Genomic DNA, 21,244 nt, shown 5'->3' on the forward strand with positions numbered 1-21,244 from the left:
CCGACCGAGCTAGTAGCGGAACTGTTCGCTCAAGACCCGCTCTTCCAGGCTCGTTCCGGGGTCAAACAGCAACGTCACGCCGTGCGAACGGTCCTCGGTCACCTTCACTTCCAGCACATTCTGGAATTCGACCTTGTCAGCCACGGCGCTAACAGGCCGTTTGCCGGCCTCCTGAACCTTGAACGTGACCACGGCGCGGTTGGACAGGATGGCGCCGCGCCATCGCCGTGGGCGGAATGGCGAAATCGGCGTCAGGGCGAGCAGGGGCGCCTCAATGGGCAGGATGGGACCGTGGGCCGACAAATTGTAGGCCGTTGAGCCGGCGGGTGTCGAAAGCAGGGCGCCATCGCAGATGAGCTCATCCAGGCGCACTTCGCCATCGACGATGATCTGGAGCTTGGCCGCCTGATAGCTTGCGCGAAACAGGGACACTTCGTTGATCGCCAGCGCCGTGCGGTGCTGACCGGACGCGTCGCTCACGGTCATCGACAAGGGGTAGATCTGCGTTCGCTGGCTGGCCATCAGCCGCTCGTCCAGCGCGTCCTCGCTGAAGGCGTTCATCAAGAAGCCCACCGACCCGAAATTCATGCCGTAGACCGGTTTGTCCGTTCCGATGACCCGGTGCAGGGTTTCGAGCATCAGGCCGTCCCCGCCAAGGGCCACGACGATCTCTGCGTCGGTCAGATCGACGGACCCATAGCGAGCGCGCAGGCGCGAGGCGGCGTCTTCGGCTGCCGGGGTCTGATTGGTCAAGACGCAGATCTTGCTCATGCAGCCGGTTCCTTGTGGCTATGAGTTTCGGGCCGTCTGCCTAACATGAGCGGGCCCGACCCACCAGCGCGGTGTGGCTCGACGGCGGTGATCGCCGGCAATTGCAGCTGGCGCCTACCAAGGATTGGCAAGCTGCGGCGGCCCCACCTAATCTGTCAGGCGTGTGATTGCCGCTGAGAAGGATCCAGTAGGCTGGGATATTCCCACCGAGATCACTTCTCGGCGGAAATCAACAGGATCTCCTCTGACTGGCCAGAGCCAATCGGTTCACTCGATCTGAGACAGTGATCCTTCGTGCACACTTCAGGTACTACAAGAGGTCCGCCAGATCACACTTATTATAAGAGCTATACCTCTGGGGGAGCATGAAATTCAATTCAGCACCGCTACCGCCGGGAACTTCGTTTCCCCCGATGTCATTGGGCGGCCGCCTGGACGGCGTCAAGCAGATCGAGCTTTCTCAGTTCCTCAATGAAGCCGGGGCGGATGTCGGGGCGGTCCAGGGCAAAGACCACATTGGCGGTCAGAAAGCCCAGCTTGGAGCCGCAATCATAGACCTTGCCCTGGTACTTCACCCCGGTGAAAGGCTGCTGGCTCATCAGCGTCTGCATCGCATCGGTGAGCTGGATTTCCCCGCCCGCGCCCTTGGTCTGCTCGGCCAGGAGCGCGAAGATTTCCGGCTGCAGGATATAGCGCCCGGAAATGAACAGGTTCGATGGCGCCTCGTCACGCTGGGGCTTTTCCACCATGCCATTGATGGCAAAGCCGGTGTCCGGACCCTCGCCGCGCACCACCACGCCATAGGAGGAGACATCCTCCCAGGCGCATTCCTCGACCCCGATAATATTGCCCGGCCGCTCTTCATAGGCATCCATCATCTGCTTGAGCACGCCCGGCTTGGCCTGGAAAATCATGTCGGGCAGCAGCAGCGCGAAGGGCTGGTCGCCCACGATGTCCCGGGCGCACCAGACGGCGTGACCCAGGCCCAGCGGTTCCTGCTGACGGGTGAAGCTGGTGCGACCGGCCGAGGGCAGGTCCTGCTGCAATTCCTCAAGCGCCGCTGACTTGCCGCGCGCCTCCAGCGTTGCTTCCAGTTCGAACTGCTTGTCGAAGTGATCCTCGATGACGCCCTTGTTGCGACCGGTGACGAAGACAAAGTGCTCGATCCCGGCTTCGCGTGCCTCATCGACGGCATACTGGATCAGCGGCCGGTCCACGACCGTCAGCATTTCCTTGGGCATCGCCTTGGTGGCGGGCAGAAAACGGGTTCCCAGCCCCGCGACCGGAAACACCGCTGTTCGAACGCGCTTACTCATACAACCTCTCCGGAAAATGCCGTCGCTCAGGCGCGACCAAATTCGTCTTCAATACGAATAATATCGTCTTCCCCAAGGTAGGAGCCCGTCTGGACCTCGATGAGCTCAAGCTCGATCTTTCCGGGGTTCGCCAGGCGGTGCACGCAGCCCAAGGGCAAGTAAATTGACTGATTTTCTGAAAGCACCGTTACAGAGCCGTCCAAGGTCACCTCTGCCGTCCCGCGCACCACAATCCAATGCTCGGCACGATGATGATGTTTTTGCAGGCTGAGCTTTTTGCCTGGTTTGACGAAGAGCCGCTTTACTTGGAAGCGGTCGCCGTTCAGGACCGAGGAATAGCCGCCCCATGGGCGATATGCTGTGCGATGATTTTCGGTAAGGTTGGCTGTGTCCTGCCCGTTTCGTAGATGTTTGACCATCTCTCCCACCTTCTGGGCACCAGACAGACGGCCCACGTAAACGGCATCGTCGGTAGCGATGACCGACACGTCTTCCAGACCACTGACCGCAACGTGCGCATGGTCAGATATTACGAGGGAATTGGCGACCCCACTGAGGGTAACAGGCCCCTTGCTGAGATTGCCGCATGGGTCGCGAGCTGAGGATTTCCAGACCGCGTCCCAGCTGCCGAGGTCGGACCAGGCGAAATCTACGGCTACGACATCGGCCTTGTTGGTTTTTTCGAATACCGCATAATCCACGGAGATGTTTGGCGCCCGGGTGAAAGCTGCTTCTTCGAGCCTCAGGAAGTCTAGATCCTGTCTAGCGCGCAAAACAGCAACGCGCGCTGCATCGAGGGTCTCGGGCGCCAGGGATTGGCATTCCTGCAAGAAGCTGGCGGCGCCGATGACGAACATCCCGGAATTCCAAAAGTATCCGCCATCTTCGAGCATCGTCTGAGCAACATCGCTGTTCGGCTTTTCAACGAAACGCTGAACCGACGCCGCTCCGGCACCAACCCTCGCGTCGCTCTTGATATAGCCGAATCCAGTTTCTGGAGCCGTGGGCTGGACGCCGAAGGTTACCAAGCGCCCCTCGCGCGCAGCGAGAGCGGCATGATCGAGCGCGGTCCAATATCCGTCGTTGGCGTCGACTTCATGATCGGAGGGGAGCACGTGCAGGAGTGCATCGTGTCCGTATAGTGCTTGGGCCTGCACGGCTGCAGCGGCGATTGCGACCGCTGTATTGCGCGCAACGGGCTCGAGCATGATCGCCGAGACCGGAGTGTCGCATTCGGCGGCTTGCTCAGCGACAATGAAGCGATACTCAGCATTGGTGACGACCAGTGGCGCAGTATAGCGCGCGGGGTCAGAGACGCGCCGCAGGGTCTGCTGAAAAAGACTTATTGTACCCAGCAATGGCAAAAACTGCTTGGGCCGAGCAGCCCGGGACATGGGCCACAGACGCGTTCCCTGGCCGCCGGCCAAGATGACAGGCACGATTGATCTGTTCACGAATTTTGCTCCAGAACAGTCGGAAATGTCCACGTGGATTATCTGATCTAACTAAAAGCACAATAGCATGCCTGTTGATTAACACCCCCGCGTGTTGAGGCGGTGGTTAACTCCGCCGCATGCAACAGTAAATGCTATGGGGGCAGCCGCTAGCTTATAATTTGCGCGGCAGCCATGCGATAGCTGTCATTGGCGGGCGAAGTATGATCAGCCTCTCGCTGACAGCGGGGGGCGAGAGGCCTTATCGCCTGACGCTGCGTTGACCGGCACGAACAGCGGTCCCAATCCGCCCGCGCGAGGGGCCTCACACCTTCGAGGAGCACTCTCTGCCTGTGCAGCGACAGCTCACACGGCATCTTCTTCCTTAATTTTGAGGCAGGGGAGGCGTGCATGGGCAAAGGCAATTTCAGCGACGTGTCTTACTGGGATGGGATGGCGACCAACATCGTATGGCCCTGACAGAGTTGTGGCAGGAGCCGGTGCCAGTGCCGCATGAGTATCCTCGACGCCGCGGCTAGTTGCGCGGCCGATACAAGGCGAGGGCGCCACATCGCCTGGGACTGATCAGTTCCAGCCGCGAGCGGCCAAAGCATCGAGACCACGCTGCGCGTCTTGGTAGCCTGTGGCGGCCACGGCCGCAAAAATTCGCTGGGCTTCGCGAAGCCGCCCCAGGTGATAGTAGCTCCATGCCCGAATGGTCAGCAGGTCATTCTGTTCCGGTGCGAGCATGGCGCGCTGGTCAAGCAATTGGAGCACTTCGTCGTAGCGGCCAATGCCGTAATAGGTTACGGCAGTGCTGCCCAGCAAGGCGACCTGCATCTCGGTGACCCGCTCCGCGCTCTGAGGCATGGCCGCCGCTGAGACGGCCGCCTCTTCAATCAGACCCAAGCGAAGATACGCCAGCGTCAGGCCGTAGTAGGCCTCCGTGCGGGCGTTGGCCGATTGGGACAAAATGGCCCTTTCGAAATTTGAAGCTGCCTCGGCTGAGCGTTCTAGCTCCATTAAGCACCATGCTCTTGGAAGTGCCTGCGCCGGAGATAAAGATTCTGGAGGCAGGAACGTGCCGCATAGCGCAAAGGCTCTAGCATGCGCTGGCGTTTGAGAAGCAGCGAGAACCAGTCTGGGACCCATGTCCATGCGAAAAACCGCCGGCCGGATGAAATCTGGGTCGGGGACCGTCATCATCTCCGGAGCCTCGGTCGGCGCCCCTGGCTGGCCGAACAACTCGATACGCGGGGAAACGGCACCCCAACGCCGGATGATGTCGCGGACGGCGTTCCGATCCTGCAGTTTCTGGCTCGCCACGAGGAGGCCGTACGCGGCCGGCTCGTAGTCAGGATTGTATTCAAGCGATTTTTCGAACCAGCGCGATGCGGTTTGGGCTTGGCCGAAATTGAACGCGTACCATCCGAGTGCCTGGGCACCAACGTGATCTTCAGCGTCGCTCACCGCTTCAATGATCCGCTCTAAAGTCTCGGTTGCTAGACGCCGCGGCGGATCTCCTGAAAGCAGAGCGCTCGCTACGGAAAGATATTGAGCCTCCAATTGGGGCGTGTCGTAGCGATGTTCACTCAGCAGCTCCTCTGCCCGCTCCAGGTCGCGCATTTGCGCAAGCGCCAGGGCCAGCGCAGACACGGACGCTTCGCCTTGGTCGATTTCCAATGCCATCTCGAAGAAATTGCGGGCCCGCCGGCTCTGATTGCGCTGCAACTCGTAATAGCCCAGGAGTCGCAAGTCGTCCGCAGAGCGAGAGGTGGCCACGCTCTCCTCGACCATGGCCAAGGCATCTGCGTCAATCTGACGAACCACCCCGTTGAGATAATCGGCAACTGCGGCGCGGGCCCGGTCGAGGCGCACCGGGCCGAACTCGCCGTCGCGTTCAAACGAAAAGAGCGTTTCGAGATCAGCCGAGGCCAACATCGTCCCAGCCTTCTGCATAGTGGCTAGGCGCACTTCGGGATCGGTGCAGTTTTCGAGGATATAACCGTATGCGTCCAGACCCCGCGTTTCTTTACCGGTGTCCACGAAGGCCTCGGCCAGAGACCAAAGCAGGTCTACGTTGCCACAGGTCAGCAGATCTGCATGGTTTGCGGCGAGGCTTATGAATGTGGAGTAATCCTGGACGGCGGCGGCGCTCCGCAGCTCGGCGGCTGCGGACCCGCTGGCGAGAGCATCCAGCAAATCCTGCGGCGGACGCCATTCTGGCGTGGCCGCGCGACGGGCCTCGATGGCAGCGTGCACTCCTTCAAGGTCGCCTTGTCCGTAAAGATCCCACATGGTCTGGAGTTGTTCATCGAAGCCGCTATCCATCGCAAGGGGATCTGCAGGAGGCGTCCAGCCAGGATAAAGTGCCGAGAGTCGTGCTGTCTCGGCTTGCAAGCGTCGCTCATCACCCTGTCGCGCGAAATACCGCAAGGCGCTTTCATCGATAATAGGCACGGCCCTCGGCGCAGCATCGCCCGCCGACGCGGCGCGGGCAAGCTCCTGACTTTGGCCGCTAACGGATAGAGCCAATCCAATGGCAAGGCCGAGAAACGTGGTCTTCATCAAGTGAACCATGAGGTCCTCACAGACAATGCGGCGCGCTCTGGCGCAGGAAGGAAAGGGTGAGAAGGTGTAGGGTCGAGCCGTAATAGCTTTGCGGCTCAAAGCTTATAAGATCCGCAGAAATCGGTTGATTGTCGAGAACACAGCTGATTGCAGCGCCGATTATGCGATAACCGGGTTCGCTCAATTCTTCCATGATGCGACCCGAAGACACACGAATGGTCCCGGCGGTCTCTTCGCTGAGCGGGAGCGCGAACTGACGCAATAAGGCGGCCTGGGTTGTGCCGGCCCGCATTAAATAGAGTGGAATGCGTACGCTGTTGTAACCAAATTCAGGCTCGAAGCTTTGTGCGGGCGCCGGCTCGTTGCCGCGAAGGGAAATCCAGTCGGTGGGCAATCCAGCAGGTCCGAAACGGCTCTCATTGACCAGGCGTCGTCCAGTTTGAGCTATGCCTTGCCAATCTGTTTCCGGGGCAATGCGGGCAAGGTATGGGAAGGCCTCGAAGACCCAATATGAAAGGTTGATCAGCGGCCCGTCATCTTGATCGTCACGCCCAAACCCGAATGAGCCTGGCAGCAGAACGTCGCTTCCACGCCATCGCATTGTTGCCGCGCGACCGAGAGCGTCGGCCAGGGTGCGGGCCGAATCTATCAGGTCGGTTCGCCCCCACGCTTCTCCCGCCCGAATGAGGGCGTAGGCGATCAATATGTCGCCATCGGAGGCGTTGTTCTGGTCAGTGATCCGGGGGGTCACGGAAGGATCCCATTTCCAGGCCACAAGACCGTCATCTCTGACCATCAGCTCCTGACGTGTGAATTGCCAAATCTGATCAAAGCTCTCCGCGTCATTGGCAAGGTAGGCTAAGAGCATGCCATAGCCCTGGCCTTCGCTATGCGAGATGCCGCCGTTCGCCCCGTCAATAATCCGACCCTCGTTGATGAAGGCGGCGCCATACGCGGCCCATTCCTGGGCCGTAATGCTCCCTGTCGTTTGGGCCAGGGCGTGGGTCTGAAAGGCGGAGATCACTGCCAGAGCCAGTAGCCAGCGCCGTTTCATGCGTCGCGCCCTGTTACCCGGAGGACGCGAGTCGTGGCGAGTGTCAGGGCGGCGAGGATGATGCAAAGGCCTATGCCGTAGGCCAGTACGTGGCTGGAAAGCCAGTTTGCAATGACGCTCCGCAGGTTGGCCAATGTCCACGGGCCGCTTTCATAAAATGTGACGCGATTAGGCCGAATGACGGTTGGTGCACTCCCGTCCTGGGGCAACACGCTCACCCAGCCCGACATTGTGGGCCATGTGGAGCCTGCGGTGATGGTTTTGACACCCGCGTCGAGCCCTTGTGTGGTTGGAACGGTAAGCATGGTCCACAATCCACCCTCTGGCTGCAAGCGCTGTAGCAGCAAAGCTCGATCCGAAAGACGGGGTGCATAGGGCAAATCCTCGGGAGGAAGAACACCTAGGCTATTGGGGCCAAGGTCAAGGAGGTCAGCCACCCAATTTTGAATGCGGTTTACAATAGAGCTATCTCCCGACATGCCAACCGAGCGCCACCGCTGCAGTATGGTGTCGAGATTGTTGCTGTCCGCATCAAGACTGTTGTCATCGGTGGCATAGGGTTGAAGCACGCCGATGCGTCGGATGGAGTCAGGCGGCAATTGACCATAGGCACCTACAAAGATCGCGTCCTGAGCAGGCGATGGACTGGCGAGGCTTATACTGGCTACGCTGACGATACTGTTGGTGTGCCCAGCCATGCGGGCCAACATGGTAAGGGCAGCAGGGAGCGATTGCTCGCTATTGCCGATCACCAGATTGGTTTGATCTGCGCCGGTATAGGGAAAACCCGTATTGGCGAAGGCAGCCAAGTTTGGCACCTGCGAGATGCGACCGAAATCGGGCATGGTGAATGTGCTGTCGCCCGAAATCAACAGTCGCTGGTCCGTTCCGACGGTAACCGTCCCGGGTGCGCAGATATCGTCGGCCTCCGTGCGAAGTTCGCCGACGATCTCCACCTCATTAACCCCCGGGCGGAATTCGCTCATCGGTATTTTGATAGGTAGGTCTCGGAAGGCATCATCGGTGCGGAGCAAGGGGGTTACAGAGGCGATTTCGCCGTTCACATAGATTTCGAACTGGCTGCCGGCCTTCACTTCGCCGGAATAAGCCGCATTGAGGGTGACGTGTGCCTGTCCGTATTGATCAGCGTAGAAGTCCGATGGCAGGGCAAAAGAGAAACTGTTGTGATAGCGGCGTCCGTTAAAACTTAGCCCCTGAAAGCCCAAGCGCTCGAAACTCATGCTGCCAGCTCCTGTAAAGACCGGGACCGGAAGAGCACGATCGGCACGTGGTGGCAAAGTGCCTGCCGACTGTCCATATTGGTTGACGATGGCCGCGATGTCTTCGACAGTTCGAGAAAGATCTGACCAGCTTGGGCCTGAGAGCACCAGCACATTGCCTGCATTCGGAGCAAACGCTGCAACGGTCGAGGTCCTTGCTTCTTGGGCAAGCGGGCCTGCAAGCTCGGGCAGCTCGGAAGCTGGAGCAAGCAGGATGTTGAGGACGCCCGGTTCCTGCGTTTCATTGAGGTGTTCGGCGAATTCGACTTGCACGTTAGTCACGCGCATGGCCAACGCTATCTGCTGGACGAGTGCTGCAACCAGCAGACCATTCTCGGTCGGGCTGCTCCCCGGCGTTGCAATGCGCAAAACCGACTGGCCAGATAAGTTCCAGCCGGCGGCGGCGAGATCATCGAGGCGGGTCAATTGCCCGACGCGGGAGCCGGTAAACGCCAGATATGTATCGGCGGCGGAAAGGTCGGTCCATAACTCATAAGTGGAGCCGATACTGCAGTCAGTCCGGTGACGGAGATCTGCGGTGATGGTGACGGTGTTGAATCCAGCTTTGAGGATTTCGGCCGGGACATCAGCTGTAAGTCGCGCTGTGCCAGCTGCAGAGGCTACTTCGTTTAACAGTACGGTTGAGCCATTGATCTGGACACGCAATCGCGAAGCCTCCGGGGCTACGACCAGGGCATTAATGTAGCCCAGGTTGATTGTGGCTTTAGCGCTTGCCTGTGCTGCGGTCAGATAAATCTGATAATTGCGTCGATCAGTTTCGCCGGAGAAACGGGTATCGCCCTCCGGCAGAAGGTAGCGGACCAGTTCAGGCGCTCTTACTACAGGCGCGCTCTGGGGGCTTACCGCCTCGGGTGCCGGGTCGGGCGTAACCAGGGAGGCCTCAGGCGTCATGTCAAAGTGCATTGGAAGGCCCTGGGCCAGACAGGAGCTTGCAAGAAAGGTCAGCGCAAGCGGCGTGAGGATGCGGATCATACTGACGCCCTCCGATAGCGGGTGGACTTGACGGTTGGGTTCTGTCCGAAGCGCACGAAATAAGCGAGGCCACGGCTGGTCTGATAGAGAGCGATCCAGATAAAGCGTGCAAGACCTTCCAGGATACCGATTGTTTGCCGGCGCGAGGCTTGGTGGGCGCTCCATTGATCTGAACTGGCGTAGAGCAGGTCTGCCATAAGCCTGTACTGGTTGGCAGAATTCAGTACGAACTGGCAGCCCAGCATGGTACCGCTTTCACTGGTGACCAGATTTCGGACATCAACGGTCAGCTCATTGTCCGCGATCGGAGCATTGGTTGAGAAGCGTAGGGCGGTGACGGTCTCTTTTGCCACCTTACTCTGTGTAGAGCGAAGGCGAACACTGATTCCCGTGGAGGAGACGTCTAGGATGCTGCCATCCATCCAATTGCCATCCTGATTCCGAACCTGGCAGGCGCGGTCCACGGCGACCCGCCGGTTCTGACGGGCTTCGCGCCGCTCGGCCACCACGCCCAGAGCACAACCGGCGATCAGCAGGTTGAACAGGTTCCAACCGCCCACGACCAACGTGATCTCGGTTTTGAACGGTTCGGCGTAGAGACGGTAGATGGTGAATGCGACGCCGGCCAGCAGAAGGAAGAAAATGATGAAGAAGGGGGTGCCAATCTCCGAGATGCGGCTGCGCAGCGTGGTTTCGTCTTTGGAGGTCACGTTGAACGTGGGCTTGCTCGGATTGAAAAGTACCGAAATTAGGGCGGGGAAAAGATGCACGGATTGAATATATTCGTAGAGCTCAGAGATCAGCGGCCACCGCCAACGGCCGAAGAGGGAGTTCTGGATGACTAAGTTAGCCATCATGTACGTGACGGTGTAGGCCAGAAACTCGCCACTTGAGGCGGTGAAAATCTGCAGGTCAAAGAACAGATAAAAGAAGGGCGCGAAGAGAAAGATCATGCGCGTGATCGGAAACAACCAAAACATTGTACTCGAGAGATACGAGAGACGTTGTCCGAACGTCAGCCCACGTTTAAAGAGTGGGAATTTCATGAGCATGATTTGTAGCATGCCCTGAGCCCAGCGAGTGCGCTGACCGATGAAACTGGCGAACGTAGCTGGCTGCAGCCCCGCGATGAGGGGACGATCCACATAAATGCTGTTCCAGCCCTTGGCATGGAGATCAATAGCAGTTTCGGCGTCCTCAGTGATGGAGCGGCCGGCGAAGCCATTGGTCGTTTCGAGGGCCGCACGGCGTAGCACGGCTGCCGAGCCACAGAAGAACGAGGCGTTCCATTTATCCAAGCCGCGCTGGATCACGCCATAAAACATCTCGTTTTCAGACGGCATGGTCTCAAAGGTCTGCAGATTCCGCTCAAGCGGATCGGGATTGAGGAAGAAGTGGGGCGTCTGCACGAGGAACAGACGGCGATCCTTGGCGAAGTAGGGGACAGTCTGCTGTAGAAAGTCGCGAGCTGGTGCGTGGTCGGCATCAAATACGGCTACGAGCTCGCCACGTGAATGGGCCAAACCGTTATTAAGGTTGCCGGCTTTCGCATGCTCGTTGCGGTCTCGGGTGAGGTAGTTCACACCCAGTTCTTCTGCCAAAGCCTGGAGTCGTTCGTGACGGGCCTGCGCTGCTGCGGCTTGGTTGACGTCCGCAGACCGGCGTTTTTGGAGCGTGCCCCCATCGTCGAGCAGCCAGACGGTGAGTTTGTCCGCCGGGTAATCCATCGCCTTGGCGGCCGCAAGTGTGCCTGCGAGTAGGCCGTCATCCTCATTGTAACTTGGAACAAAAACATCCACATGAGGGGCGTCCCCAGCATTTTTGACGCTTGTGGGCGGACGTGGGGGTAGGGGAGAGGAAACCACGAACAGGCTCAGGCCAAGCATAAGTACGCTATACATCTCGGCGAGATAAAGCAGAAAGCCCGGAATGAAGTCGGCGATTTGCGTGACCGGAGGGATTGTACTTGTTGTTCTCCAAAATGCGTAACGCAGCACAATCGCGGTGCCCAAAGCCAGCAGCATCATGCGCCAGGGGCCGCTAAGCTTGAAAACCTTTAAGACCAGCATGAAAACCAGCAACAATAGTGCGGTAACCAGGTGGGCCTGGATGCTGACAGGCATGGTAATAGCCACCGCTGCGATGGCAGCGATACCCAACCACAGTATGATCGAGACAAATTTACGCATAGCGAGCTTCCTCGATAGCGGTTGAAACGGGGATAATTGGACGTGGGGGCAGAGAGAGCGTCAGTCCCTTGGCGGAGGCACGACGGGGCCTTGAACCTGCTCGGCCATGGGCGGGGGTACAGGACCCGGGCTGACCGGTGCCGCGCTGGGGAGGGTGGGCTGCGACGGTGTCGGAGAAGCCGGCGCTGTGCTTCGCGCAGGGCGCGGCGGATCCGGCAGCACGTTTGCGACCCCGTTCGGCCCCGTGGGCATGATGACCCTGCCGTAGGCCCCAATCTCGGCTGGGGCCGGCTTCGCTACTCCAGTCACACCCTTGATGCGCAACTGGTACATAATCTCCAGCAGTTCGGCCTCGCTGCGATTGCGATGACAGATTAGAGCGCGCAAGTTGATCGCTCCCCGCCGCACGCCGCCACCAGGAGACCGGTCCGGCGCCACGCGCTGCCAGGCATACATGCACAGGTCTCCTGTCGCCGTCCGGCCCATCGAATAGCCGAACGGGCCATAGAGGTTCTGCACGAAATAGGGCGACAGTTTCATGTCGGCGTAGTTGACCGTTCCACGCGCTTCTCCCGCCAGATCTAGATTGGCCAACGGCACATCTTGAAGGCCACCGGGTGTGGAAGAATGGGCCACAGCCTCGAACATCTGAACCTTGAAATAGTTCTGTCCCGGCGCGCGAGAAGTGGTATCGAGCATGATCATTTGCTCGGTCGCGTTGTTGTATCCGGTCTGTACGATACTCAGGATCGCACCTGCGCCAGGGGACAACGCCAGCATGGATTGCACCGGCTCCACAGGCTTGGGTGCGTAGATCTCCAGAGGTGAAATTGAGGCGCAGGCTGCGAGCAATCCCGTCGTCGCAATAGCCGACATCATCCGGGCAAAAAGGATACTGCCTGGGATCAACTTGGCGCGGACCCGCTGCAACGATGCCAAAACAGTATTCAGGGAAAATACCCCTTCGATCCCAATTTGATTCTAATGTTACCATGTTAGACATTCTTTCGATATGATGACGACCCCTGTCAGCGCCATCTTGACTGCAATTGGCTGTGGTGACTGGCATTTTTGCAACAATCCTACCCGGCAAGTTGCTTGTCGCTGTTGACCCCCACTTGGGCAGCAACCACTCGATTGCGTCCACTTCGCTTCGCTTTATAGAGCGCGTGATCGGCGGCATCGAAGGACTTCGAGTACTCGGCATTTTTGCCTAACCAAGCGACGCCAAGACTTACGGTCACTTGCAGAGCCAGCTGTCCGATGCGGACTCGTGTCCCTTCAATGTCGAGCCGGATTCGTTCGGCAGCGGCTACAGCCTCCGCCTCATCACCAGCCCGAATGATAGCGGCGAATTCCTCGCCGCCGTAACGGCAGAGCAGGTCGCCGCTCCGGATGGATGCTTGAAGATGTTCGGCGACATGGCGGATCACTTTATCGCCGGCCGAATGGCCGTGAGAGTCGTTTACTGACTTGAAATTATCGATATCGATGATCAAAAGCGCCCGATCCGTGGCGTCTATACCATCAAAAACATTTAGCAGGGCGCGTCGATTATTGAGGCCAGTCAACTCGTCTGTATTGGCGAGGTGAAGAAGTCGAAGTTCAGAGGCCAGAAGATGGCGCTCGCGGTCCATTAAGAGGCCAAGCAATGCCGTGATCAATACTGTAGTTAAAACTGTGACGAAAACACCTGACGCTATCTCAGGTCCTTGCCTCAAAAGCTCGAGATTTCGCTCAAATAGAAAGTCCGTTACCAAAGCGGTGTTGAGTGCGAGGCCAAGTCCTGCCAGCGCCGGAAAACGCCGGCGGCCAGGGGTGTTCAACGCTACACTCCAGACCAAACCGGCCAACCCAGACAAGCCGAATCTGACCACTTCCGTTACTGACAGTTCGCCCAGGAAGCTTAACAAGGCGCTCGGCACTAGGAATGCTGTAAGGAGGCCAGCCCTGCCGAAGAAGGCAGCTGCAAGTCCAACAAAGACGAAGGCGTTGTCGGGAAGTGCGGCCACGGAAGTGCTGGTGTAAACGTAGCTGGAAAACCACGCCGTTGCCCCGAACAATGCCCCCATCAACAATGCGCGCTGCCTTCGATGGTTGACCAGGCGGGACAATTCACGAAATGCGATCGTCAGCGCGGCCACAAAGCCGAGATCCGATATGCTTCCAAGAATGTCCACGAAGGCAAGAAACATGACAAGGAACGATGCTTTTCAACGATAATTTAACGATAGCTATACGTTTTTTTGTTTTTGACAAATCACCGAACAATTTCTGGTTAATGGGTTACGTTAATCGAAACCTGTCCTCGAGGCAGGTGAAGGAATGATCGCTCACGGTGGCAGAGTTAACCTGCTAAGTGTGTACTCTCTTTACTCACAGCGTTTAGCTCTTTGTCCTTTCCTGTCACAGAGTTTCGCACAATACGGTCTATCGCGGCCCTGCTGGCTGCATTCCCCGATACTGGGCTGGGGCTGACATTCTGCATGCTGCTAACCTGCACCGCCTGCCCTCTGAACCGCGCCGGGACCGTCGGAGGCTCTAACCCCCAAGTAGGATAGAGCCTCAAGAGCAAGACAACGAACAAGTTTTCCCCCGAGGTGCGAACCCGGGCGGTGCGGATGGTGCTGGAGCATGGCGGGGAGTATCCGTCACGCTGGGCGGCCGTGATTTCGTCTCGGACGGTTCCGGGCCGCCCGCTGAGTACGATGATGCGATCGGACAGCAACAGCGCCTCGGGTATGGAATGGGTGATGAAGAGAACCGTCTTGGGCCGCGCATGCCAGATGCGGAGCAATTCGAGGCTCATCTCGTCGCGGGACAGTGCATCGAGGGCACTGGAGGGTTCGTCCATCAGGAGGATGCCGGGATCAAGCAGTAAAGCACGGGCAATACCCACGCGCTGCTGCATGCCGCCTGACGGTTCGTCGATGCCCCCCCTTGTCGGCGAATTCTTCCAGCCGGACCAGCTTGAGCATTTCATGCCCGCGTTCAATCTCTTCCGGGCGAACGCGGCCCCGCTTGTGGCGGATTGGAAAGACCACATTGTCGATGACCGAGAGCCAGGTTAGCAAGGTCGGGCGGTAAAAAGCGATGCCGACATCGTCCCTTAGCTCGGTGACCGGCATGCCAAAGACCTCCACCTGGCCAGCGCTGGGCTGAATGAGGCCAGCCAAGAGGCGCAGCAGGGTCGACTTGCCGCAACCCGAAGGCCCCAAAACCTCTGGGAGCGTGGTCGAATGAGGTCGTAGTCAGCTCAGCTTCAGCCGCGCCCTCAATTATGGTTTGACTGCGGTTTTACTCGCCGCATTCTTTTGGCCAAATGTGCTGACGCCGATTTCATTTTCCACCTCAGTTTTGCCCAAGCCTCGCAAAATCCTCTTTCGCGACGGCCATGCGACCGATGGTCTCACAAGGGTCTTCGCCGAACTCATACCGATGCCTTCGATGCCATTAGCTCTGCCGATGCGGAGGCGGCGCCGGCTGGTGCGCAAAACACCTTCTGAGATCGTGTGATAGCTAGTTCCTCCCCCGCGACCGAGGGTGGCTTCTCGTGAAGTCTTTTGCAGTGAGCACAGTGAAGCAATGACTGTTTGGGCGTTGGCTCCTTAACTCGGCCTGTCCGCGTCCTTTGAGAGTTTCGGCTGCCGGTAGGCGCCCGAAAGTCTCAACAGCATCGGACCGACCGTTCTGGCAATAATTGGCAGAGAGCGGCCACGCGAGAGCCGATCTGCCCAACGCAAATTGGCCTGACCCCATAGGGTGGTCCGGTTTCAGTGTTGGTGCATGATCGGCTTTTCGGTTATTGCCTGAGCAGAGGGCGGTGTCGATCCGGGCGGTGGCGCGGGCCAGATAATAGCCTCCGGTGCTGATGGTCTATATCCAAGCGATGAATGCGGCCGCTCAGTGTTGTAGTAGCGTCTACATGCCTCGATGCTGACCTTTGCCTCAGCGAGGCTGTAGAAGATTTCACCGTTGAGCAGCTCGTCGCGCAGCTTCGAGTTGAAGCTCTCGCAATAGCCGTTCTCCCAGGGGTTGCCCGGCTCGATGAATGCGGTCTTGCCGCCAACGGCCACGATCCACTCCCGCACGGCCTTGGCGATGAACTGCGGGCCATTGTCGGAACGAACATCCTCGCCCGCTGCAAGGCAGGTCTGCTTGGCGATGGGTGTGCATCCGGGGCGGGATGTCGGATAGTGGGCTTTGGGAAGACTTCACGTAGCCAACGTGCTGCAAGAAGAAGGAGCAGTCATGGTGCAGCCCAGAGCAGTCCTTACCGCGCGGTTCGCTTGGCTATATTTGTTCGCTGGCCTCGCCTGCCCAATCCTAGTTGGTATAGCGGCTCCGTGCGCCCAGGAGAACTCTCCAACCGGCTATCGTCTCTCTATCGCCGATGAAATTCATATTCGCATCATCGAATGGAACGCCTCCGCACTCAACTTCGAAGAATGGACGGCAATCAGCGGCAACTACCGGGTGGGGCCGGAGGGAACTTTCGCATTCCCGTTCCTTGGGGACATTGCGGCGGAAGGCATATCCACTGGTGCGGTTGAAACGGCGGTCGGAGAGGGCCTGCAGAATGTGCTGGGCCTGGCCACTGCCCCCAATGTGACTGTCGAGGTCTCTGCCTTTGGCCCCATTTTCATAACCGGCGACGTGACCAGCCCCGGGCAGTATGCGTTCACGCCTGGCATGACCATCATCAAGGCGATGAGCCTTGCCGGTAGGCGCACGAACGTCGACGAGGGCGCGCGCCTCGAGCGAGAGGCGATCTCTACACAAGGTACGCTCGATGTACTTGAGAGCAGCTATCGACGCCTGTTGGCGCGTCGGGCACGCATTGTCGCTGAAGTCGCCGGCGACAATGCGATCGCGGTGCCGGAGACGTTTGAGACTGGCGAGAAATCAGACCTGATCGCTGCCGAGCAGGCTATCATGGAGGCCCATCTGCTGCGCCATTCCATGAGTTTGGAAACGCTGGAATCGCAACGCGCGTTGCTGACACGAGAGTTGGATGCCCTGGCGCAGAAAAGGGAAACGACTGTCCGGCAATTGTCATCAGCGCAACAACAGCTCGATGCCATCGCCTCGCTGGCCGACCAGGGATTGGCCGTCAACTCCCGGGTCACCTCGCTCGAATCCAGTGTGGCCGACATCGATGGGCGCCTGCTCGATATAGACACGGCCATCCTGCGGGCGCGCCAGGATCTGGGCGCCATCGAGCAGCGGGAGGTTGAACTGAGCAGCACCCGTGGGGCCAACCTGGCCGTCGAACTGCAGCAGGTGGAGCGCGAGCTGGCCGAGCTGGATTTGCGTATCGGCACTCAGCAGGACCTGATGCGCGACGTAATCGCGCAGGGGGCGACACCGCCGCGTGCCCGGGAAGAGGCTGTCTATCGCTTTACCATTGTGCGCGGTGCTGAAGAGATCGCGGCAGACGATACCACCCCGCTTCGGCCGGGCGATGTGGTGGTGGCGCGACTGGAGCCCTAGCGACTGCGACGACCATGGATCGAGGAGTGAAGAAATGACTTCAAGGAGCGTCGGAGTGCTTTGCGGCGCAGTGGCTCTGTTGGCCTCGCCAGCAGCGCTGGGCCAAGACAGCTTCTTTGATGACTTTGACCAATTCGATAGGGCGCGCTGGTATGTCTCGGACGGCTGGTCCAACGGTACGCACCAGAACTGCACCTGGACCAGGGACCAGATCAGTGTCGTTGACGGATCCTTGAGAGTGGCTTTCTCCCCCATCCCCGCCGGCGAAAGACTTTTCCGCTGCGGCGAGGCGCAGTCGCATGCCTCCCTGGGGTACGGCACATATGAGGCCCGCATCAAGACACCGTCCGCATCCGGTTTGAATGCGGCCTTCTTTACCTATATTGGGCCGGTCCATGGCAAGCAGCATGACGAGATCGATTTCGAGATTTTGACCAAGGACACGACTACCGTCCATACGACCACCTTTGTGAATGGGGTCAGCGGTGATGGACAGCAGGGTGGCGCCATGTATCCAGAACTGCCCTATCCAGCGGACGAAGATTTCATCGACTATGCCTTCGTTTGGGCCGCGGACCGGGTGGACTTCTATGTCAACGGCGAATTGGTCCGCTCCATCACCGACCCGCGCCAAATTCCCTTCACCCCACAGCGGGTCTTTTTCAGCCTTTGGGGTACCGACACGCTGAACGAGTGGATGGGCCCGTTCGTGGCGCCGTCCGAACCGATTGCCATGGAGGTGGACTATTTTGCGTTCACCGCCCTCGGGGCCCCCTGCCAGTTCCCCGAGTCTGTCGTGTGCGCAACTGATCCCTAAGACACCCCCGCGAGGCGAGCTCACCCCAAGGAGGCCGAGTTGGATTACCAGCCCATGCAGAGTGAATCGACACTGCCGGCAGAGGCGCTCGGCCTGGAACGGACAGCTAAAGGGCCATTGGTACTACTGTTCTATGATGGCTTTGACCACAAAGCCCGCCGAGGGTGGATTGGTCGCACCTACTCGGCGGCGCACCGTTTTGCCCGGCGCTTCAACAATTTGCGGCGGCGAAAGCAGATGCATTCCGGCTTTTATGCAGCATTTCTGTCGCTGCAACGGTCCCTTCACCTGCTTGGCTGCGACGTGCGCGTCAACGACTTTGAGGCCGCCGAGGCGCGGCCAGGATATCCTGTCGGTCTGTGCGGCTATCCAAGCGTGCTCGATGTGCTTGCCAGCGACAATCCTGCTATCTTCGGTCATGGAGATGTCGGGCCATCGGAGCGGGCGCGACAGGTAGCCGAGCAACAGCGGTTGTGCCTCATCATTCAGCCCTGTGCCTGGGCGGTTGAGTACAACCGTCCGATCTGGGGTGACAGGCTGCGGGCCTGGCCGGTGGGGATAGAGGCCCCCAAGCTCGCTGATGTGCTCAAGGACCTGGACTTTGTGGTTTACGACAAAATCCGCTGGCATCGCGAGGAGCGAGAGACAACGGTTCGGGACGCTCTGCTGGCGAAGCTCGATGCGGCCGGGTTGAAGTATGAAGTCCTGCGCTATGGCGCGCATATGGAGACCGACTATCTGGCGCTTCTGGCGCGGTCGCGCGGACTGTTGTTTCTCTGCGAGCATGAAACGCAAGGTATTGCCTGTCAGTTGGCGATGGCAGCGGGGGTGCCGGTGTTGGCATGGGATGAAGGGCGGCTCGTCGATCCGACGCTGTTGCGCGAGGCGCCCGATCTGATTGTGACCAGCGTCCCCTATTTTGACGACCGTTGCGGTCTGCGCTTCAAGCTTGCCGATTTCGACCGCGCCCTTTCCAGTTACCTGGCCAATCGCGCGAACTACGATCCGGCCAGTTATGTTGCGGAAAATCTCTCGATGCGGAAAAGCGGTGAGGAATACCTGCGCATGTACGCCTCGCTCTCCGGCTCCCAGCCCCGGCTTAGGCCCGCTGGCGAGACGCCATGAACAGCCGGAAGTCGTCGGTCGTACGGCCGAGAGCGGCGATGGCGAGACCCCTCAAGCCAAGTGCCAGCTGTTCGGTGAGCGGAAGAGCGGAGCCAATGGGGGCAAAGATCAATGCCTTGCAGATATTGCGGGCGCGAACCTGCGCGGGCGCCGCAAAGGCCGCGCCGTACAGAAAATCATCACGGATCTTTGGCTCCGTGTTCATCCATACCGAGCGCTGCAGGCGCTGCACGGACCGCTTCAGGTCCAGTTCCCGCCGCAAGTAGCCAGCCGATATTTCGTTGTTTCGCGTGGTGAGCTCGGCATTTTCGGCCCATACTGCAAGCGGCTCCATGGCAACATGGATTGGCTCGGCTATGGAATAGGTGCGCAAATATTCTTGTAGCGTCGCCGTGCAGCGATGGCCGATCTCAAGCTTGCTGACGGCGCGTCGTGACCAGAACAACCCACCGTTGGAAACCCCAATCCCTGCTAGCAACGAGAGCCTGAACAGGGACGGCTCGTAGGTGCGTTCGGTGAACAGGCTGTCCAACACCCCGCCCGCGCTAAGACGGGCGCGATCTGTGCCACTAGCATGCTCGATCAATTGATTGCGCAACACGATCTCGACGCCTCGATCCCGACAGGCAGCAATGTTGGCCTGCATGAAGCCGGGGAGAAGAAAATTGTCGTCCTCGAGAACGCAAAAATATTCAGCGTCGTCTTGGCTAACTGACGAGAAGCACTTGTCGATGTTCTTCGAGGCAAAATTTTGCGGCCTGTTGTGATGATATTTGATGCGCAAATCCTTCAGCGCCGCCACGACTTTTTCGCCGGCGCCATCGGGGTCATCATCGAAAACTCGGCATTGCCAATGCTGGTGTGTCTGCTCGATCAGCGACGACAGCGCCCGGTACAGCATGTCCGGTCGGCGGTAAGTCGGCGTTCTGACGTCTACCAGTGCATCTGAGGTCATGAGCGCACACTCCGCATGGGCCAAGGCATGGTGCTCTGCCGCTCCATGGCCTCGCCCCGCAAGTTTCTGTAAAGCACCATGGCATGAACATAGGTGCATATCGCCAAGATGGTGCGACCGCTGAATTCGTAGAACACTTCCACTTCGAGCAGGCTGCGGAGAATCAGCATGAGTTGAATGCCCAGCAGGAAGGCGACATAGGGCTCGGGGCGGAAAAAGGCCAACCAGAGCAGCAGGAAAAACGGCACATAGATCAGTACAAGCTGGATCGCCAAACCTACCAAACCCACCTCTACGGCGTTGGAAATGTAGGTGTTGTGGAAATTGAACCCGGCGCCCGAACTCACACCGAACATAGCCCATAGTTGTTCAGCCAGAGGAAATCCGGGGATCCAGAAGGCCTTGTAGCCCACACCCAGCCATGGATTTTGCTGGATCAGCTCGATGCCAAGGGTCCAAAGGTCCGTTCGACCGGTCAGCGTGACATCCTTGCCCGTCGCGTCCAATGCCCCAGCCAGCAACGCGTCGCCAAACTGGATTGCAATTGTCGCCAGTGCGACGGCCAGGAGCGCGGCAGCAACCACCAAGAACAGCTTTTGCGGTCCAGTTGTGAAGCTGGACAACGCAACTAGCACCATGGCCAGCACGCAGGGTCCGGTGACCACAAGCGCCCCAGCCGACTGCGCCATAATCAGCAAGGGTATGGAAAGTGCTCCTGTCCCGAGCGCCAGGAGGCGCAAGTCCTTTCGTTCTGCACCATCAAGGACGATGCCGGTAGCGATCAAAATCTGCAGAGCTATATGTGCAGCAAACGCGTTTTTGCTGCCAAAGATGCCAAGCCACGCACCGCCCCCTGTGGAGCGGGCGACAACAAGTCCCACAAGAGTTGCCACCAAGAAAGCAAAGAAGAGGGCGCGGACCAGATTGCGGGGGCTGACACGCGTGGCAATCCAGAGGCCGATCACCATGGTCAACGCCAGTTGCAGCGAATACCTGAAAGTTGCTTCGGGGAACTGCGACCAGGCGATCGACACGAGACAGTAGGCTGGTAACACAAGGACCAGCCACCAGCGCATCATCGCATCCAAGGCCAGTTGTACCTGCATTGCACCAATGCACAGACCCGCGGCCAAGAAAGCGAGAACGGATAGCGGGCCGAGCATGCTGTTGAAGTTCAGTGCACAGAACACCAGAGCGGTCAGCACAGCAGGTATGTTGACCGCTATTGCCGGCGGGGCAGGAGAGGA

The 21,244-nt window shown here is 59.0% G+C and carries 14 protein-coding genes and 2 pseudogenes; 3 read left to right on the forward strand and 13 right to left on the reverse strand.

The genetic code is table 11. The annotated features are described in order from the left end of the window. Positions 1-9 precede the first annotated feature (9 nt). The 11 genes and pseudogenes from ACE4RL_RS10425 to ACE4RL_RS10475 all read right to left on the reverse strand — a co-directional run. Positions 10-771: an NAD kinase gene (locus ACE4RL_RS10425; RefSeq protein WP_375597129.1), complete on the reverse strand. Its 762-nt coding sequence runs from the start codon at positions 769-771 to the stop codon at positions 10-12. A gap of 416 nt (positions 772-1,187) precedes the next feature. Then, positions 1,188-2,087 carry a UTP--glucose-1-phosphate uridylyltransferase GalU gene (gene galU, locus ACE4RL_RS10430; RefSeq protein WP_375597130.1) on the reverse strand — a complete coding sequence of 300 codons (900 nt, stop codon included), beginning with the start codon at positions 2,085-2,087 and terminating at the stop codon, positions 1,188-1,190. A 26-nt stretch (positions 2,088-2,113) separates the two neighbouring features. After that, positions 2,114-3,541: a mannose-1-phosphate guanylyltransferase/mannose-6-phosphate isomerase gene (locus ACE4RL_RS10435; protein WP_375597131.1), complete on the reverse strand. Its 1,428-nt coding sequence runs from the start codon at positions 3,539-3,541 to the stop codon at positions 2,114-2,116. A 564-nt stretch (positions 3,542-4,105) separates the two neighbouring features. After that, positions 4,106-6,100, reverse strand: a complete 1,995-nt coding sequence (locus ACE4RL_RS10440; protein WP_375597132.1) for a tetratricopeptide repeat protein — start codon at positions 6,098-6,100, stop codon at positions 4,106-4,108. A gap of 7 nt (positions 6,101-6,107) precedes the next feature. Next, on the reverse strand, positions 6,108-7,145 hold the full coding sequence (locus ACE4RL_RS10445) for a glycosyl hydrolase family 8 (RefSeq protein WP_375597133.1): 1,038 nt from the start codon (positions 7,143-7,145) through the stop codon (positions 6,108-6,110). Further along, positions 7,142-9,418, reverse strand: coding sequence for a cellulose biosynthesis cyclic di-GMP-binding regulatory protein BcsB (locus ACE4RL_RS10450; protein ID WP_375597134.1), 2,277 nt, complete (start codon positions 9,416-9,418; stop codon positions 7,142-7,144). The genes ACE4RL_RS10445 and ACE4RL_RS10450 overlap by 4 nt, the downstream gene beginning before the upstream one ends. Then, complete coding sequence (gene bcsA, locus ACE4RL_RS10455; protein ID WP_375597135.1) at positions 9,415-11,607, reverse strand: UDP-forming cellulose synthase catalytic subunit; 2,193 nt, start codon at positions 11,605-11,607, stop codon at positions 9,415-9,417. Before bcsA ends, ACE4RL_RS10450 begins: the two co-directional genes overlap by 4 nt. A gap of 60 nt (positions 11,608-11,667) precedes the next feature. Then, positions 11,668-12,387 (reverse strand): cellulose biosynthesis protein BcsN, encoded by a 720-nt coding sequence (gene bcsN / locus ACE4RL_RS10460; protein WP_375597136.1) that lies wholly within the window; start codon positions 12,385-12,387, stop codon positions 11,668-11,670. Between the two features lie 302 nt (positions 12,388-12,689). Further along, the gene (locus tag ACE4RL_RS10465; RefSeq protein WP_375597137.1) at positions 12,690-13,802 is read right to left on the reverse strand and encodes a GGDEF domain-containing protein; all 1,113 of its coding nucleotides are present in this window, start codon (positions 13,800-13,802) and stop codon (positions 12,690-12,692) included. Between the two features lie 704 nt (positions 13,803-14,506). Next, a pseudogene (locus ACE4RL_RS10470) lies at positions 14,507-14,825 on the reverse strand (ATP-binding cassette domain-containing protein); the annotation flags it as partial. A gap of 555 nt (positions 14,826-15,380) precedes the next feature. Continuing rightward, positions 15,381-15,737, reverse strand: a pseudogene (locus ACE4RL_RS10475) (integrase core domain-containing protein); the annotation flags it as partial. 121 nt (positions 15,738-15,858) lie between these two features. Between ACE4RL_RS10475 and ACE4RL_RS10480 the strand changes: the two are divergent. From ACE4RL_RS10480 to ACE4RL_RS10490, 3 genes are read left to right on the forward strand one after another with little or no spacing between them, the layout of a single operon-like run. Next, positions 15,859-17,100 (forward strand): polysaccharide biosynthesis/export family protein, encoded by a 1,242-nt coding sequence (locus ACE4RL_RS10480; RefSeq protein ID WP_375597138.1) that lies wholly within the window; start codon positions 15,859-15,861, stop codon positions 17,098-17,100. 34 nt (positions 17,101-17,134) lie between these two features. Next, on the forward strand, positions 17,135-17,917 hold the full coding sequence (locus ACE4RL_RS10485) for a family 16 glycosylhydrolase (RefSeq protein WP_375597139.1): 783 nt from the start codon (positions 17,135-17,137) through the stop codon (positions 17,915-17,917). 39 nt (positions 17,918-17,956) lie between these two features. Further along, entirely contained in the window at positions 17,957-19,042 is a 1,086-nt protein-coding gene (locus ACE4RL_RS10490; protein ID WP_375597140.1) for a glycosyltransferase, read from the forward strand. On the opposite strand, the gene ACE4RL_RS10495 is transcribed toward ACE4RL_RS10490, so the two are convergent. Beyond that, positions 19,017-19,997: a glycosyltransferase family 2 protein gene (locus ACE4RL_RS10495; protein ID WP_375597141.1), complete on the reverse strand. Its 981-nt coding sequence runs from the start codon at positions 19,995-19,997 to the stop codon at positions 19,017-19,019. The two genes, ACE4RL_RS10490 and ACE4RL_RS10495, sit on opposite strands and share 26 nt — an antisense overlap. Next, on the reverse strand, positions 19,994-21,202 hold the full coding sequence (locus ACE4RL_RS10500; protein ID WP_375597142.1) for an O-antigen ligase family protein: 1,209 nt from the start codon (positions 21,200-21,202) through the stop codon (positions 19,994-19,996). Before ACE4RL_RS10500 ends, ACE4RL_RS10495 begins: the two co-directional genes overlap by 4 nt. Positions 21,203-21,244 lie beyond the last annotated feature (42 nt).

The organism is Devosia polycyclovorans (assembly GCF_042181575.1).
Lineage (GTDB): Bacteria > Pseudomonadota > Alphaproteobacteria > Rhizobiales > Devosiaceae > Devosia > Devosia polycyclovorans.

Excerpts from the sequence above, each read along its gene's own strand:
- ACE4RL_RS10495 (WP_375597141.1), bottom strand. The coding sequence starts at position 19,997 with ATGACCTCAGATGCACTGGTAGACGTCAGAACGCCGACTTACCGCCGA.
- ACE4RL_RS10480 (WP_375597138.1), top strand. The coding sequence starts at position 15,859 with ATGGTGCAGCCCAGAGCAGTCCTTACCGCGCGGTTCGCTTGGCTATAT.
- bcsA (WP_375597135.1), bottom strand. The coding sequence starts at position 11,607 with ATGCGTAAATTTGTCTCGATCATACTGTGGTTGGGTATCGCTGCCATC.
- ACE4RL_RS10445 (WP_375597133.1), bottom strand. The coding sequence starts at position 7,145 with ATGAAACGGCGCTGGCTACTGGCTCTGGCAGTGATCTCCGCCTTTCAG.
- ACE4RL_RS10485 (WP_375597139.1), top strand. The coding sequence starts at position 17,135 with ATGACTTCAAGGAGCGTCGGAGTGCTTTGCGGCGCAGTGGCTCTGTTG.
- ACE4RL_RS10450 (WP_375597134.1), bottom strand. The coding sequence starts at position 9,418 with ATGATCCGCATCCTCACGCCGCTTGCGCTGACCTTTCTTGCAAGCTCC.
- galU (WP_375597130.1), bottom strand. The coding sequence starts at position 2,087 with ATGAGTAAGCGCGTTCGAACAGCGGTGTTTCCGGTCGCGGGGCTGGGA.
- ACE4RL_RS10465 (WP_375597137.1), bottom strand. The coding sequence starts at position 13,802 with ATGTTTCTTGCCTTCGTGGACATTCTTGGAAGCATATCGGATCTCGGC.
- bcsN (WP_375597136.1), bottom strand. The coding sequence starts at position 12,387 with ATGCTGGCGTTGTCCCCTGGCGCAGGTGCGATCCTGAGTATCGTACAG.
- ACE4RL_RS10425 (WP_375597129.1), bottom strand. The coding sequence starts at position 771 with ATGAGCAAGATCTGCGTCTTGACCAATCAGACCCCGGCAGCCGAAGAC.
- ACE4RL_RS10440 (WP_375597132.1), bottom strand. The coding sequence starts at position 6,100 with ATGGTTCACTTGATGAAGACCACGTTTCTCGGCCTTGCCATTGGATTG.